2 protein-coding genes are annotated in these 1,109 nt (G+C 28.7%); both read right to left on the reverse strand.

The features are described from left to right. Positions 1 to 318: 318 nt before the first annotated feature. On the reverse strand, positions 319 to 615 hold the full coding sequence (locus CYP28_RS00630; protein ID WP_103592717.1) for a hypothetical protein: 297 nt from the start codon (positions 613 to 615) through the stop codon (positions 319 to 321). A 19-nt stretch (positions 616 to 634) separates the two neighbouring features. Next, the gene (locus CYP28_RS00635) at positions 635 to 898 is read right to left on the reverse strand and encodes a hypothetical protein (protein WP_141090877.1); all 264 of its coding nucleotides are present in this window, start codon (positions 896 to 898) and stop codon (positions 635 to 637) included. Positions 899 to 1,109: the final 211 nt, after the last annotated feature.

Genomic DNA, 1,109 nt, shown 5'->3' on the forward strand with positions numbered 1-1,109 from the left:
ATTACAAGTTTGTCAAGGGTTTATTAGTAAAAATACAAATAAATTTTAAAATAATTTGTAAAAATACAAAATTAATCTATCTAAATCAATAAGCATGGAAGGCAGGATAATGTGAATTGATCTTTAGGCTGAGAGCATCGCTTGGATTTTGCCTGCTTGTTTTTAGTATTTTCTATAAGGAATTAAATAATTAGAGTGTCTTTACTTTGATTTCAAGCAGGCTAACATTTTTATCTATGGTTGCTTTAAGAACTTTTTGGGCAGAAATACCAACTGCTTTAGCGGTTGGGTAATTCATAACTAAAAAATATTGCTCTTTTATATCTCCCTCTTTAGTCCCAAAAATTTATACTCTGCTAGGTCTTCATTAATAATACGCTGACAATCGCGTATTTGTCTTAGTTCTTCCAGATTTTTATAAACAGCCCAGCATTTTTTTTCTGCGTAAAAACCCTTTAAAAATTTATTCTCTTTTGCAAAATTAAAGGCATCGAATACATTATCAAAAACTTTAAAATTTGCTGGAGTAGTTTCGCTAGGTGTTTCATAAAAAATAACAAAGCCCTTTTTGATTTTTTTAAGAGCTAAAGCCATTTCATCAACTTCATTCATCATTTGCTGATCCTTTTTAACGTCAAAACTTGAAGTATAGTGGTTGCGCCACAAGAACTAAAACAATTATTATAACACCAGAAGCCATAATTTTTCGCCTGCTCTTTTCATTGTAATTATCATAATTTGAGGCACTAAACAAAACAATAATCCCCAAAATTAAGAAGAAAATGGAATTTATTAAAAAGATATTATCTAGTCTTTCTATTGCCTCAGTGCTACTAATTTCAATTTCTCTTAGTTTCATTTTTTTATCTTTTCTTTCTAATAGAGTTTTGTATCTCATCAGTACTGTTTTATAGGGCTTGTTCAGTTTTCTATTTATTTACATAGTCTTTCATTCTTGTAATTATGGCATATCTTTCATCTTGTGACAATCCTTCTTCATCTAATGCATAAATATCATAAGCATTTACTACGTGATGTATGCCAGTTCAACAATATTCGTCTATTTCTTATTATCTCTGTTTTTTAATATAATATCATATTTAATATTA

It is taken from the genome of Campylobacter concisus (assembly GCF_002914195.1).
GTDB lineage: Bacteria > Campylobacterota > Campylobacteria > Campylobacterales > Campylobacteraceae > Campylobacter_A > Campylobacter_A concisus_M.